Origin of the sequence: Bradyrhizobium guangxiense (genome assembly GCF_004114915.1) — a bacterium.
Lineage (GTDB): Bacteria > Pseudomonadota > Alphaproteobacteria > Rhizobiales > Xanthobacteraceae > Bradyrhizobium > Bradyrhizobium guangxiense.
Window position 1 is genome coordinate 546,687 of record NZ_CP022219.1, and the last position, 13,948, is coordinate 560,634.

The window sequence follows — 13,948 nt, forward strand, 5'->3', positions numbered from 1 at the left end:
ACTCCAATTCGTCATCCTGAGGAGCCCGCTGTAAGCGGGCGTCTCGAAGGATCGAGGCCGGGCTGTCGCAGCCGGGCCTGCATGGTTCGAGACGCGCGCAAGGGCGCGCTCCTCACCATGAGGATCAGGTAGTCACTTCCCCTCCACGAATCTCTTGAATGCATCCGCGTAGTCCGGATGCCAGCGCGACAGCGGCGGGCGGGTCTCGATGATGTCGCCGGCCGCCCACAGCATGCGCTTTTCATCGAGTGCGCGCGGCACGTCGTTATCCGGGCACAGGATGTAGAAATCGCCGGCCTCCAGGCGCGCCAGCATGAAATCGACCGTCTGCTCCGGCGTCCAGGCGCCCGCCGGCTTCTCGGTGCGGCCCTTGGCGGTGAGGCCGGTAAAGACGAAGCCCGGAATCAGCAGGTGGGCCGTCACGCGGCAATCCCTGGTATTGCGTAGCTCGTGCTGGAGCGCTTCCGTGAAAGCCTTCACGCCGGCCTTGGAGACATTGTAGACGGGATCACCCGGCGGCGTGGTGATGCCCTGTTTCGAGCCGGTATTGATGATGAGGCCGCTCTTGCCGCGTGCGATCATGGCGGGCGCGAAGATGCGGGAGCCGTTGATGATGCCCCACATATTGACGTCGATGATGCGCTGCCAGTGATCGGGCTCGCCGAACAGCGTGCTGCCGGGCTGGATGCCGGCATTGTTCATGAGAATGTCGGTACCGCCGAACCGCTCGCGCACAGTGCGTTCCAGTTCCGTCAGGCTTTCTGTCTTGCTGACATCGACCACGGCCGTCATTACGTTCGCGGCACCGGCGATGGATGACAGTTTTGTTGCGGCCTCAGCCAGACGTGCCTGATCGACATCCGCGATGCACACCTTCATGCCGGTGCGCGCAAACGCCGCGGCGGCGGCAAATCCGATTCCGGATGCGCCACCTGTGACGACGGCAACGTTGTCTTTGACGATGGCTGGGTGCGACATGGCTGGACTCCGGCGAAGCTGCGTTGCGCTCGGTCGCGTTATAGCATGCGCCTCGTCCGACCCTGCACAAGTCGGCATGGGAGGTCTTCGCTCCGCGCCGTCTTTACGCCCCTCCGGCCGGGTTGTACTTTGTCGAACCAACGATCCCGCCCAGATCGACCCAATCAATCACCTGACAGGGAGTGCAGCCATGGCTGTGTCGCAGGCTATTCCGATCACGCGCCATCCGTTCGCGAATGGGTCCTACAAGCAGATGCTGATCGACGGGAAGTGGGTCGACGCAGCCTCAGGCAAACGCTTCGAGACCCGCAATCCCGCAACCGGCGAACTGCTCGCCACCGTCGCCGAAGGTGACAAGGAAGACATCGACCGCGCGGTTGCCGCCCCCCGCCGTGCCTTCGAGGGACCCTGGAGCAAGGTCAAGCCGTTCGAGCGGCAGAATCTGCTCTTGAGGCTCGCCGATCTCGTCGAGAAGAATTTCGACGAATTGTCGCAGCTCGACACGCTCGACATGGGCGCGCCGCTCAGCCGCACCCGCGCCTATCGCCTGCGCGCCGTCGGCATGCTGCGCTACTATGCCGGCCAGACCACGGCGATCCACGGCGAGACCATCGAGAACTCGCTGCCGGGCGAAATCTTCTCCTACACGCTGAAGGAGCCGATCGGCGTCGTCGGCGCGATCATCCCCTGGAATGGACCGCTTACGGCGACGATCTGGAAGATCGGACCGGCGATCGCGACCGGCTGCACCGTGGTGCTCAAGCCCGCCGAAGAGGCGCCGCTGACCTCGCTGCGCATCGCGGAGCTGGCAATGGAGGCAGGCATTCCGCCCGGCGTCGTCAACGTCGTGCCCGGCTATGGCGAGACCGCGGGCGCTGCGCTTGCCTCGCATCATGACGTCGACAAGATCGCCTTCACCGGCTCGCATGTGACCGGCCAGTCGATCATCCGCGCCTCGGCGGGCAACCTCAAGCGCGTCTCGCTCGAGCTCGGCGGCAAGTCGCCGGACATCGTGTTTGCGGACGCCGATCTCGATGCCGCCGTGCCGGGCGCGGCGATGGCGGTGTTCGCCAATTCCGGGCAGATCTGCAGCGCCGGTACGCGCCTGTTCGTCGAGCAGTCGATCTACGAGGAGTTCGTCGGCCGCGTCGCCGAGTTCGGCAAGAAGCTGCAGGTCGGCAACGGTCTTGATCCCAATGTCCAGATCGGGCCGCTGGTGTCCGAGCAGCAGCTCGAACGTGTGACCGGCTATCTCGACATCGGCCAAAAGGAAGGCGCCAAGGCGCTCGCCGGCGGCGGCCGCGTCACCGAAGGCGCGCTGTCGAAGGGCTTCTTCGTCTCGCCGACGGTGTTCGCGGGCGTCCAGGACAACATGCGCATCGCGCAAGAGGAGATCTTTGGTCCCGTCATCTCCGCGATCGCCTTCAGGGACATGGACGAGCTCGTCAAGCGCGCCAACAACACTACCTTCGGCCTCGGTTCGGGCCTGTGGACGCGCGACGTCAGCAAGGCGCATGCGGTCGCAAAATCGCTGCGCGCCGGTTCGGTGTGGGTGAACTGCTACCAGGCGATGGATCCGGCAGTGCCCTTCGGCGGCTATAAGATGAGCGGCTACGGCCGCGAGTCCGGCAAGCAGCATGTCGAGGAGTATCTCAACGTGAAGGCCGTCTGGATCAAGACGGCGTAAGACGTGCTCTGTCGCGTTCCGTGAGAGAGAATAACTGCATGGGGCGGCGCCTTTTCCGGTGCCGTCCCTCGCTATATGATACGCATCCTTTCATAGACATCCGGGGACCACATGAAGTTCGAAGCGTTGTTTAGGCCGTTGCAGGTCGGTCCGTACAAGCTTGCGCATCGCGTCGCGATGGCGCCGTTGACGCGCATGCGGGCCGAGCGCGAAAGCTTTTCGCCGCGACCGCTCAACGCCGAATATTACGGCCAGCGCGCCACGCCCGGCGGCCTGATCATCGCCGAAGCTTCGCCCGTGCTCTCGCACGGCCGCGGCAATCCGGCGACACCAGGCATCTATTCGGAGGCGCAAGTGGCCGGCTGGCGGAAGGTGGTCGACGCGGTGCACGCAAAGGGCGGCATCATCTTCCTCCAGCTCTGGCATGTCGGCCGCGTCTCGCATTCCTCATTCCACGGCGGCGAGCTGCCGGTCTCGGCCTCGGCGATCCCGATCAGGGCGGACGGGATGAAGGCGATGACCGCCGACGGAAAGATCTCGGACTATGAGACGCCGCGCGCGCTCGAGACCGACGAGGTCAGGGGTATTGTCGAGGCGTTCCGGCAAGGGGCGAAGAATGCGCTCGCGGCGGGGTTCGACGGGGTCGAGATCCACGGCGCCAACGGTTATCTGCTCGAGCAATTCCTGCAGTCGCGCAGCAATCATCGCACCGACCAATATGGCGGCTCGATCGAGAACCGCGCGCGGCTGCTGCTCGAGGTCACGCAGGCGGCGATCGATGTCTGGGGTGCGAACCGCGTCGGTGTGCGGCTCTCGCCCCATGGCATCGCCAATGATTCCGGCGAGCCCGATCCGATGCCGCTGTACACCCATGTAGTGAAGGCGCTGGACAAGCTTGACCTGGCGTATCTGCATTTCATCGAGCCGCGCTCCAGCGGCGCCGGCCGTGCCGACGTCCATTGGGAGAACGTGCCGTCGGCGATGGTGCTGTTCCGTCCGCTCTACAGCGGCGTGCTGATGACCGCAGGCGGCTTCACCGGCGAGACCGCAAACGCGGCGATCGCCGAGGGCCATGCCGATATTATCGCGTTCGGCCGCATCTTCATCTCCAACCCCGATCTGCCGCGCCGCCTGCAGCACGGCTACCCGATCACGCCGTACAACCGTGCGACGTTCTACGGCGGCGAGGAGAAGGGATATACGGATTATCCTGTCTATGACGAGCTGACGCCGGCCTGATCTGTCATTCCGGGGCGCGACGAAGTCGCGAACCCGGAATCCATCGGGCCGCATTACCTAGACGTGGATGGATTCCGGGCTCGATGCTTCGCATCGCCCCGGAATGACGACATTGCTTCGCTGCGCTTGCATGACAACTGGGAGACGTCCATGGCCAAAGCCGCAGTCGCCGCAGGGACAGCCACCGGCCAATGCCTCTGCGGCAAGGTCACCTTCGAGATCGATGTCCCCGCGCGCTGGGCCTGGCATGACCACTCCGCCGCCAGTCGCCGCGCACATGGCGCGGCTTACGCGACCTATGTCGGCAGCTGGAAGAAGCGCTTCCGCCTCACCTCCGGCAAGACGGCGCTGACCCGCTACGAGGACAAGGCCACGAAGACCACCCGCAGCTTCTGCTCGCATTGCGGCACGCCGATCGCGTATGAGCGCCCGCGCGGGCCGCATATGGTCAACATCCCGCGCGCGCTGTTCAATGAGCGCCCCGGCCGCCAGCCGCTCTATCACATCGCGATCGAGGAGCTGCAGGAATGGGCCTATCCCGGCGAGCCGCTGGTGCCGCTGAAGGGCTTTCCCGGCGTGGTCTGGCAGCGCTCGAAAAAGAAGAAGCGCGCGGGCGGCGAGGACCCATTCGAGCTCGGGCGCGAGGAGATGTAAGGGACCGCTTGCGTTGCTCCCGCGCAACGCAGCCATGACCGCGCTTCCTTGCGCGGCTCCCAAGAATTCGGCCATCATGCCTCGGCCTTGCGGCAACGGTCCGCTCCCTGGAGGAAACATGAAGAACAAGATCACCGGCCGCTCGGCTTTTCTCGCGCTACTCAAGGACGAGGGCATCACGCATCTGTTCGGCAACCCCGGCACCACCGAGTTGCCGATCATGCATGCGCTGAGGGACCATCCTGATCTCACCTATGTGATGGCGATGCAGGAGAGCCTGGTGGTCGCGATCGCGGATGGCTACAGCCGCGCCTCGGGAAAGCTCGTCGCCTGCAACGTCCACGTTGCGCCCGGCCTCGGCAACGCCATGGGCTCACTCTACAACGCCCAGTTCACGGGCACGCCGATGATCCTGACTGCCGGCCAGCAGGAGCAGGGCCACGGGCTGATGGAGCCGGTGCTCTATGGCCCACTGGTGCGGATGGCCGAACCGCTGGTGAAATGGGCGGTCGAGGTGACGCGGCTGGAGGACCTGCCGCGCATCGTGCGCCGCGCCGCCAAGGTGGCGACGACGCCGCCGACCGGACCGGTGTTCATCTCGCTGCCGGGCGACATCCTCAACAGCGAAGCCGGCATCGACCTCGGCCGCTCCACCCGCATCGATGCGCGCACGAAACCTTCCGACGAGGCCCTGAGGGCCTTTGCCGCGCGATTGCTGAAGGCCGAGCGTCCCGTCATCGTCACCATGGACGAGGTGGTCAAGAGCGACGCGCTGAAGGAGGCCGCCGAGCTGGCCGAGCTGCTCGGCGCTGCGGCCTACCAGTCCTCGACGCCGTACGGCTCGCACTTTCTGTCTGAGAGCCCGAGCTTCGTCGGCACGCTCGCGCGCGTGCAGAAGGCCGCCCGCGATACGCTCGCGCCGTACGATCTCCTGATCGCGCTCGGCGGCGATCCCTTGCGGATGTCGGTCTATAGCGAGGTCGACGCGTTGCCTGACGGGCTCGGCATTGTGCAGATCGGCCTCGTCGATTGGGAGATCGCCAAGAACTACGGCGCCGAGATCGCGCTGAAGGCGGATCTGAAGGAAACGTTGCGCGCGCTGATCCCCGTCTTGAAAGAGCTGGGCGGGACGGCTCTCGCGGGCCGCGCAAGACAGCGTCTCGCCGAGCTTGCGCCGAAGAACTGGGCTGCACGGCGCGCTGCTCTGGTCGAGCAGATCAGCAAGAGTGCGGGCCGTAGCCCCATCGATCCCGACTATCTGGTGCTGCAAATGGTTGAGGCGATGCCTGATAACGCCATCCTGGTCGATGAAGGCCTCACCTCCAGCCGCCAGGTTACGGCGCTGCGGCCGCATCGCGACCGCTACGGCTATCATGGCCTTGCCTCCGGTGGCATCGGCTGGGGCCTGCCGGCCTCGGTCGGCGCCAGCATCGCCAATCAAGATCGTCCGGTGGTGTGCTTCTCCGGCGATGGCAGCGCGATGTACTCGATCCAGTCGCTGTGGACCGCGGCGCATCACAAGCTGCCGCTCAACGTCGTCATCGCCAACAATGGCGGCTACCGCATCATCAAGCAGCGCCTGCTCGCCTTTCACGGCGACGACAATTACGTCGGCATGGACTTTGTCGATCCGCCTGTGGATTTCGCCGGCGTCGCCAAGGCGCTCGGCTGCGAGGCGATCAAGGTGAGTGATCCCCGCGAACTGAAGGCGACGCTCGCGTCAGCGTTCAACCGGCCGGGGACGAAGCTGATCGAGGTGATGGTGGACGGGACGGTCTGAGGCGCGATCGAGGTCCCACACACTCCGTGTCGTCGCCCGGCTTTGACCGGGCGATCCAGTATTCCAGAGGCAGCGGTGAGAGCCGAGACGCCGCAGCGTACTGGATGCCCCGGTCAAGTCGGGGCATGACAGCCAGTGTGTGGTTTCTACCCCTTCTTCCCCACCCGATATCCCGCCGCCGGATGTGGCGCGTCGAGTCGCGCGCGGCCGGCGCCGAACAGTTTCTCCCGTAGCGTGCCCTTTGCGTACTCGCTCTTGTACCTTCCGCGCCGGGTCAGCTCCGGCACCAGCATGTCGGCGATATCCTCGAAATCGCCGGGCGAGATCGCGAACGCGACATTGAGCCCGTCGACGTCGGTCTTCTCGAACCAGTCCTCGATCTTGTCAGCGACGCTCTCGGGCGTGCCGACCACGACGGGCCCGGCGCCGCCGATACCGACATGCTCGATGACGTCGCGCACGGTCCAGACCCGATCGGGATCGGCGCGGGTGATGTTGTCCATGGCGCTGCGGCCGGCATCGTTCTGGACGTGCCGCACCTGCTGGTCGAGGTCGTAGCCGGAGAAGTCGACGCCGGTCCATCCCGACATCAGCGCCAGCGCGCCTTCGGGGCTGATATGGCGCCGGTAATCGGCGTACTTTTCCTTCGCCTCGGCTTCGGTCCGGCCGAGGATGATCGTCATCATCGAGAACATCAGGATCTCGGCGGGGTTGCGGCCGATCGCGGCGGCCTCCTGGCGGATTGCGGAGACGCGTGGCCCGATCACCTTGGCCGACGGTCCCGACATGAACACGCATTCGGCATGACGCGCCGCGAATTGCCGGCCGCGCGGCGAGGTGCCGGCCTGGTACAGCACGGGCGTGCGCTGCGGCGAGGGCTCGCTGAGGTGAATGGTGTTGTTGATGCGGTAGTTCGTCCCCTCATGGTTGACGCGATGCACCTTTGTGGGATCGGTGAAGATACCGCGCTTGCGGTCGCGCAGCACGGCGTCGTCTTCCCAGCTTCCTTCCCAGAGCTTGTAGACCACCTCCATATATTCGTCGGCGATGTCGTAGCGGTCGTCGTGCCCGGTCTGCTTGTCCTTGCCCGCGCCACGCGCGGCGCTGTCGAGATAGCCGGTGACGACGTTCCAGCCGATCCGCCCCTCGGTGAGATGATCGAGCGTCGACATCCGCCGCGCGAACGGGTAGGGCGGCTCGAAGGAGAGATTGCTGGTGACGCCGAAGCCGAGGTTTTGTGTCACCGCGGCCATGGCCGAGAGCAGCAGCAGCGGCTCGTTTGACGGCGTCTGTGCCGCGTTGCGCAAGGCCGCGTCCGGGCTGTTGCCATAGACGTCGTAGACCCCGAGCACGTCGGCCAGGAACAACCCGTCGAAACGGCCGCGCTCCAGCGTCTTGGCGAGATCAATCCAGTAGGGCAGGCGGTTGTAGTCGGCGGTGCGGTCGCGCGGATGGGTCCACAGGCCCGGTGACTGGTGCGCGACGCAATTCATCGCAAATGCGTTGAGTCTGATCTCTTTGGCCATGCTGGTTCCCCGGCGCTCTGTACTGAGCGCTCTTCGAATGCTAGACGTGCGCCCCAAACTTGAAGCCCGAACTTGGCGAAGTTCTTGCATATCGCTTGCGCTTGGCAAGGCCAAAGTCAGCGTCGCAGCTGCGCTTGGCAAGCCGATCTCAAGGAAGCAAGGACGAAATCCCAAGAGAAGTGCAAGAGAACTACAAGAGAACTACAAGAACTATCCAAGTCCCCGCCACTTTCGAAGGCCAACCCTTGTCGGGTAAGGTCCTTCGTCTCAAAGCCCGAAAAGCAAGTATGACCAGAGCCGACGCCATCGCCCGCGCCCGCGAGGATTTCAAATCCGGCGCATTTCTCGCCGAGCTCGACCGCCGCGTCGCCTTCAAGACCGAAAGCCAGAACCCGTCGCGCGGCGCCGAACTGCGCGCCTATCTGGAGCAGGAGATGCAGCCGGCATTCGCTGCGCTGGATTTCACCAGCCGCATCGTCGAGTCCCCCAGCGGCAAGGCGCCGTTCCTGTTCGCCGAGCATCACGAGAGTGCTTCAGTGCCGACCGTGCTGATCTACGGCCATGGCGACGTCGTCGACGGCATGGAAGGTGAGTGGCGCGACGGGCGCGACCCCTGGCGTACCACGGTCGCGGGGACGCGGCTCTATGGCCGCGGCACCGCCGACAACAAGGGTCAGCACAGCATCAACATGGCGGCCCTTCGCGCGGTGCGCGATGCCCGCGGCGGCAAGCTCGGCTTCAACGCCAAATTCATCGTCGAGATGGGCGAGGAGATCGGCTCGCCCGATCTCGGCAAGGTCTGCGACCTCAATCGCGACGCGCTGAAGGCAGACTTGTTCATGGCCTCCGATGGGCCGCGTCTGTCCGCTGACCGTCCGACGCTGTTCCTCGGCTGCCGCGGCGGGCTCCGCATTCATCTGGATGTGAACCTGCGCGACGGCGGCCACCATTCCGGCAATTGGGGCGGCGTGCTGGCCAATCCGGCGACCATTCTGGTCAATGCAATCTCGACGCTGGTCGACGGCCACGGCCGCCTTCAGCTCGACGCCCTGAAGCCGCCGCGGCTCACCAATCAGATCCGCTCCTATCTGGCCGATGTGCAAGTGGTGCCGACTGCGGACGAGCCCGCACTCGCGGAGAACTGGGGCGAGGAGGGTCTTTCGGCCGCCGAACGGCTCTACGCCTGGAATACGCTGGAAGTGCTGGCGATGTCGTCCGGCAATATCGAGAAGCCGGCCAACGCCATTCCGGGCCAGGCCAATGCCGTGCTGCAGCTGCGTTTTGTGGTCGGCACCAGGATTGAGGGGTTGATCGACGCTGTCCGCGCGCATCTGGTTGAACGTGGTTTCCCGATGGTCGAGGTGCGAGCGGCGCAGAGTTTTGCTGCATCGCGCACCGATTTCGACAGCCCCTGGATCAAATGGGCGGCGGATTCAGTGAAAGAGACGACCGGCAAGGCGCCAGCAGTGCTGCCGAATTTCGGCGGCTCGCTGCCTAACGACGTATTTTCCGAGATCCTGGGCCTGCCGACGATCTGGGTCCCGCACTCGTATCCCGGTTGCTCCCAGCATGCGCCCAATGAGCACATCCTGCTGCCTCTGACCGAAGAGGCCTTGACGGTGATGGCCGGGCTGTTCTGGGATCTCGGCCAGTTGCCAGGACCACTCTCGAGACCGCTAAACTGAGCCGTTAACCTGAGCCTCGATCCAGCCGAAAGTCACATTCTAATCCGGGCCGATTTGTGCTTGCATCCGGCCGCATCATCCTGAAAGGGGAAAAAAGTGAAACATTTCCGTAGCATTGGGCTCGCGCTCGCCGCGACCTTCGCCGTCAGCCAGGCCGGGGCCCAGGAACTGACCGGCACGCTGAAGAACATCAAGGACACCGGCGCCATCACGCTGGGCTTCCGCGACTCCTCGATCCCGTTCTCCTATCTCGATGACAACCAGAAGCCGGTCGGCTTCGCGATGGACATCTGCTACAAGATCGTCGACGCCGTGAAGAAGGAGCTCAAGCTCGACAAGCTCGAGGTCAAGCTCAACCCGGTGACCTCGGCGACCCGCATCCCGCTGATGGCGAACGGCACCATCGATCTCGAATGCGGCTCGACCACCAACAATGCCGAGCGCCAGAAGCAGGTCGCTTTCACCAACACCCACTTCCTGACGGCTAGCCGCTACGTCTTCAAGAAGTCGAGCGGCCTGAAGTCGATCGACGACCTCAAGGGCAAGACCGTCGTCTCGACCGCCGGCACCACCAACATCAAGCAGCTCACCGAAGCCAACGTCGCGAAGGGCCTCGGCGCCAACATTATCCCGGCCAAGGACCATGCCGAGGCCTTCCTCATGGTTGAGACCGACCGCGCGGTCGCCTTCGTCATGGACGACATCCTGCTCGCCAGCCTCGTCGCCGGCTCGAAGTCGCCGGGCGATTACGATATCTCCAAGGACGCGTTCTCCAAGCCCGAGCCCTACGGCATCATGCTGCGCAAGGACGATGCCGCCTTCAAGAAGGTGGTGGATGCTGCAACGGCGGCGCTCTACACCTCGGGCGAAGCCCAGAAGATCTACGACAAATGGTTCACGCAGAAGATCCCGCCGAAGGGGCTGAACCTCAACACGCCGATCTCGGCCGAGCTGAAGAACGAGTTCGCCAAGCCGACGGACTCGCCGAACCCGGACGACTACAAGTAAGATAAAACCTCGATCTTTCGATCGGATCATGTCCGGCCACTCTTGACACCAGAGTGGCCGGACATTTGCATAGGCGCCCAAGACTTCTCTAAGGACGCCCAATGACGGGCGCGTTCGCGCGGGGGACACGTGAACTACAACTGGAACTGGGGAATCTTTTTCCAGCCGAACCCGATGGGGACCGGCTCCTATCTCGACATGCTGCTGTCGGGCCTGGCGCTGACCCTCAAGACCGCGGTCCTGGCCTGGATCATCGCACTGATCGCCGGCTCCGTCGTCGGCGTGATGCGCACGCTGCCGTCCCGGGGCGCCACCTGGTTCGGCTTCGCTTACGTCGAATTCTTCCGCAACATGCCGCTGCTGGTGCAGCTCTTCCTGTGGTTCTTCGTGCTGCCGGAAATCCTGCCAAGAGCCGCCGGGTTGTGGCTGAAGCAATTGCCCAACGCGCCGTTCTGGACAGCCGCGATCGGCATCGGCCTGTTCATGTCGGCGCGCGTCGCGGTGCAACTGCAGGCCGGCATCTCGTCGCTGCCGCGTGGGCAGAAGATGGCGGCGACTGCGCTCGGCCTCACCACCGTGCAGGGCTATCGCTACGTGCTGCTGCCGATGGCGTTCCGCATCATCCTGCCGCCGCTGACGTCCGAATTCCTCAACACCATCAAGAACACGGCGGTGGCCATCACCATCGGCCTGCTCGAGCTGACCGGACAGGCGCGCTCGATGCAGGAATTCTCGTTCCAGGTGTTCGAGGCCTTCACCGCCGCGACCATCCTCTATCTCCTCGTCAACGCCGTCGTCGTGACCGCGATGCGCTTCCTCGAGCGCTGGGTCGCGATCCCCGGCTACATTACGGGGAAATAAGCGATGCTCGGCAATTTCGATTTCGATGTCATCCGCCGCGCGCTGCCCTATCTGTTCTACGAGGGCATGACGTTCACGCTGACGCTGACGGGGCTCGCAGCCCTCGGCGGCCTCATCTTCGGCACGGCGCTCGCGCTGATGCGCCTGTCCGGCTACAAGACCCTCGGACGCATCGCCGGCCTCTATGTCGACTTCATGCGCTCGCTGCCGCTGGTGCTGGTCATTTTCTGGTTCTACTTCCTGGTGCCCTATATCGGGCAATGGCTGACCGGCGCCTCGCGCCCGATCAGCGTCGGCGCGTTCGCTTCCTCGCTCATCACTTTCGTCATGTTCGAGGCGGCGTATTTCTCCGAGATCATGCGCGCGGGCATCCAGTCGATCTCGCGCGGGCAGCCGGCAGCTGCCAGCGCACTGGGGCTCACCTATGCCCAGACCATGCGCTACGTCGTGTTGCCGCAGGCTTTTCGCAACATGTTGCCGGTTCTGATCACGCAGACCATCGTTCTGTTCCAGGACACTTCGCTGGTCTACGTCCTGTCGATCACGGACTTCCTGGGAGCGGCGAGCAAGGTAGCGCAGCGCGACGGGCGCCTCGTCGAAATGTATCTGTTCGCAGCCGTCGTCTACTTCACCATTTCCTGTATCGCGTCCTTCGGCGTTCGCCGCCTGCAGGCGCGCATCGCCATCATTCGATAGAGCGTGTCGGCCATGATCGAAATCAGCCACGTCAACAAATGGTACAGCCCGACCTTCCAGGTGCTGACCGACTGCACCACCAGCGTCACCAAGGGCGAGGTCGTCGTGGTCTGCGGCCCCTCGGGCTCTGGCAAGTCGACGCTGATCAAGTGCGTCAACGCGCTGGAGCCGTTCCAGAGCGGTGACATCCTGGTCGACGGCACCAAGGTCAACGATCCCAAGACCAACCTGCCGAAACTACGCTCGCGCGTCGGCATGGTGTTCCAGCATTTCGAGCTGTTTCCGCACCTCAAGATCATCGACAATCTCTGCCTCGCCCAGGAGAAGGTGCTGGGCCGCGGGCACGACAAATCGGTCACCAAGGGCATGCAGCTCCTGGAGCGCGTCGGCCTGAAGGAGCAGGCGCAGAAATTTCCGGCGCAGCTTTCGGGCGGCCAGCAGCAGCGCGTTGCCATCGCCCGTGCGCTCGCGATGGACCCGATCGTCATGCTGTTCGATGAGCCGACCTCCGCGCTCGATCCGGAAATGGTCAGCGAGGTGCTCGACGTCATGGTCGATCTCGCCCGCGAGGGTATGACCATGATGGTCGTGACCCACGAGATGGGCTTTGCCCGCAAGGTCGCCAACCGCGTGATCTTCATGGATCGCGGTGAGATCGTCGAGGACGCCCCGAAGGACGACTTCTTCGGCAAGCCGCGCAGCGACCGTGCACAAAAGTTCTTGTCGAAGATTCTGTCGCACTGACTCTGTCGTCATTCCGGGCTGGTCCGAAGGACCAGACCCGGAATCTCGAGATTCCGGGCTCATTCGCTTTGCGAATGCCCTGGAATGACGAAACGAGGGGTGATCGACGCTCTCAACTGGCGTATAAGCGCGCCAAATTCCCCCTTCTCGCCAGGAGACCTGCCTTGGATCCGATCGCCTACGTCAACGGCTCATTCGTCCCGCTCTCGGACGCCAAGATCTCCATCCTCGATCGAGGCTTCCTGTTCGCCGACGGCATCTATGAGGTCTCGGCCGTGCTCGACGGCAAGCTGGTCGACAACGCCTCGCACCTGGCGCGGCTGGAGCGTTCGGTCGGCGAGATCAAGCTCAAGCTGCCGGAGACCGTCGAGCGCATCACCGAGCTCCAGAAGGAGCTGATCGCGCGCAACAACGTTGTGAACGGCCTCGTCTATCTCCAGGTGACCCGCGGCGCCGACAAGGGCCGCGACTTCCCGTTCCCCAAGGCCGACGTCAAGCCGAGCCTGGTGATGTTCACTTCGGAGAAGGACATCATCAACGCTCCCGTCGCAAAGACCGGCATCAACGTGATCACCGTGCCCGACATCCGCTGGGAACGTCGCGACATCAAGAGCGTGGCCTTGCTGGCGCAGGTGCTGGCGAAGCAGGCCGCGGCGGAAGCCGGTGCCGGCGAGGCCTGGATGCTGCAGGATGGCTATGTGACCGAAGGCGGCTCTTCCACGGCGTTCATCCTGACCAAGGACGACGTCATCGTTACGCGCAAGAACTCCAACGCGATCCTGCCCGGCTGCACCCGCAAGGCCGTGATCGCGCTTGCGGAGGAACGCCAGCTTCGCGTCGAGGAGCGTTCCTTCACGGTCGCCGAGGCGCTCGCCGCCAAGGAAGCCTTCATCACCTCGGCCTCGTCCTTCGTGCAGCCGGTGATCGCAATCGACGGCAAGAAGATCGGCGACGGCAAGCCCGGCCCGATGGCAACGCGGCTGCGCGAAATCTATGTGGAGTTCGCCAAGGCGACGGCGGTCTGAGTGTCATTGCCGGGCTTGACCCGGCAATCCATCACAAGTCAGAAGATCGTCTTAGATGGATGCGC

12 protein-coding genes are annotated in these 13,948 nt (G+C 64.1%); 10 read left to right on the forward strand and 2 right to left on the reverse strand.

Annotated features, from left to right (window positions below; all coding sequences use genetic code 11):
* Positions 1–132: 132 nt before the first annotated feature.
* Positions 133–978 carry an SDR family NAD(P)-dependent oxidoreductase gene (locus tag X268_RS02630; protein WP_128923485.1) on the reverse strand — a complete coding sequence of 282 codons (846 nt, stop codon included), beginning with the start codon at positions 976–978 and terminating at the stop codon, positions 133–135.
* Positions 979–1,168: 190 nt separating this feature from the next.
* Between X268_RS02630 and X268_RS02635 the strand changes: the two genes are divergently transcribed.
* The 4 genes from X268_RS02635 (at position 1,169) to X268_RS02650 (ending at position 6,338) form a co-directional block, all read left to right on the forward strand.
* Positions 1,169–2,665 carry an aldehyde dehydrogenase family protein gene (locus X268_RS02635; RefSeq protein WP_128923486.1) on the forward strand — a complete coding sequence of 499 codons (1,497 nt, stop codon included), beginning with the start codon at positions 1,169–1,171 and terminating at the stop codon, positions 2,663–2,665.
* A gap of 111 nt (positions 2,666–2,776) precedes the next feature.
* Positions 2,777–3,904, forward strand: coding sequence for an alkene reductase (locus tag X268_RS02640; protein WP_128923487.1), 1,128 nt, complete (start codon positions 2,777–2,779; stop codon positions 3,902–3,904).
* Positions 3,905–4,054: 150 nt separating this feature from the next.
* The gene (locus X268_RS02645; protein WP_128923488.1) at positions 4,055–4,558 is read left to right on the forward strand and encodes a GFA family protein; all 504 of its coding nucleotides are present in this window, start codon (positions 4,055–4,057) and stop codon (positions 4,556–4,558) included.
* Between the two features lie 118 nt (positions 4,559–4,676).
* Positions 4,677–6,338, forward strand: coding sequence for a thiamine pyrophosphate-binding protein (locus X268_RS02650; RefSeq protein ID WP_128923489.1), 1,662 nt, complete (start codon positions 4,677–4,679; stop codon positions 6,336–6,338).
* A gap of 146 nt (positions 6,339–6,484) precedes the next feature.
* On the opposite strand, the gene X268_RS02655 is transcribed toward X268_RS02650, so the two are convergent.
* The gene (locus X268_RS02655) at positions 6,485–7,864 is read right to left on the reverse strand and encodes an LLM class flavin-dependent oxidoreductase (RefSeq protein WP_128923490.1); all 1,380 of its coding nucleotides are present in this window, start codon (positions 7,862–7,864) and stop codon (positions 6,485–6,487) included.
* 287 nt (positions 7,865–8,151) lie between these two features.
* Here X268_RS02655 and X268_RS02660 point away from each other — a divergent pair, with 287 nt between their 5' ends.
* From X268_RS02660 to X268_RS02685, 6 genes are all read left to right on the forward strand, one after another.
* A complete protein-coding gene (locus X268_RS02660) occupies positions 8,152–9,549 on the forward strand; it encodes a M20 family metallopeptidase (protein ID WP_128923491.1) in 1,398 nt (465 codons plus the stop codon).
* A 96-nt stretch (positions 9,550–9,645) separates the two neighbouring features.
* Positions 9,646–10,557 carry an amino acid ABC transporter substrate-binding protein gene (locus tag X268_RS02665; protein WP_128923492.1) on the forward strand — a complete coding sequence of 304 codons (912 nt, stop codon included), beginning with the start codon at positions 9,646–9,648 and terminating at the stop codon, positions 10,555–10,557.
* A gap of 129 nt (positions 10,558–10,686) precedes the next feature.
* Positions 10,687–11,418: an amino acid ABC transporter permease gene (locus X268_RS02670; protein ID WP_128923493.1), complete on the forward strand. Its 732-nt coding sequence runs from the start codon at positions 10,687–10,689 to the stop codon at positions 11,416–11,418.
* Positions 11,419–11,421: 3 nt separating this feature from the next.
* On the forward strand, positions 11,422–12,114 hold the full coding sequence (locus X268_RS02675; RefSeq protein WP_128923494.1) for an amino acid ABC transporter permease: 693 nt from the start codon (positions 11,422–11,424) through the stop codon (positions 12,112–12,114).
* 12 nt (positions 12,115–12,126) lie between these two features.
* Entirely contained in the window at positions 12,127–12,858 is a 732-nt protein-coding gene (locus X268_RS02680) for an amino acid ABC transporter ATP-binding protein (RefSeq protein ID WP_128923495.1), read from the forward strand.
* Between the two features lie 164 nt (positions 12,859–13,022).
* The gene (locus tag X268_RS02685) at positions 13,023–13,883 is read left to right on the forward strand and encodes a D-amino-acid transaminase (protein WP_128923496.1); all 861 of its coding nucleotides are present in this window, start codon (positions 13,023–13,025) and stop codon (positions 13,881–13,883) included.
* The last annotated feature ends 65 nt before the right edge of the window (positions 13,884–13,948 follow it).

What these genes read in the sequence shown, in the direction of transcription:
- X268_RS02650 (WP_128923489.1), top strand. Translation starts at nt 4,677, where the DNA reads ATGAAGAACAAGATCACCGGCCGCTCGGCTTTTCTCGCGCTACTCAAG.
- X268_RS02655 (WP_128923490.1), bottom strand. Translation starts at nt 7,864, where the DNA reads ATGGCCAAAGAGATCAGACTCAACGCATTTGCGATGAATTGCGTCGCG.
- X268_RS02640 (WP_128923487.1), top strand. Translation starts at nt 2,777, where the DNA reads ATGAAGTTCGAAGCGTTGTTTAGGCCGTTGCAGGTCGGTCCGTACAAG.
- X268_RS02635 (WP_128923486.1), top strand. Translation starts at nt 1,169, where the DNA reads ATGGCTGTGTCGCAGGCTATTCCGATCACGCGCCATCCGTTCGCGAAT.
- X268_RS02645 (WP_128923488.1), top strand. Translation starts at nt 4,055, where the DNA reads ATGGCCAAAGCCGCAGTCGCCGCAGGGACAGCCACCGGCCAATGCCTC.
- X268_RS02680 (WP_128923495.1), top strand. Translation starts at nt 12,127, where the DNA reads ATGATCGAAATCAGCCACGTCAACAAATGGTACAGCCCGACCTTCCAG.
- X268_RS02660 (WP_128923491.1), top strand. Translation starts at nt 8,152, where the DNA reads ATGACCAGAGCCGACGCCATCGCCCGCGCCCGCGAGGATTTCAAATCC.
- X268_RS02675 (WP_128923494.1), top strand. Translation starts at nt 11,422, where the DNA reads ATGCTCGGCAATTTCGATTTCGATGTCATCCGCCGCGCGCTGCCCTAT.
- X268_RS02630 (WP_128923485.1), bottom strand. Translation starts at nt 978, where the DNA reads ATGTCGCACCCAGCCATCGTCAAAGACAACGTTGCCGTCGTCACAGGT.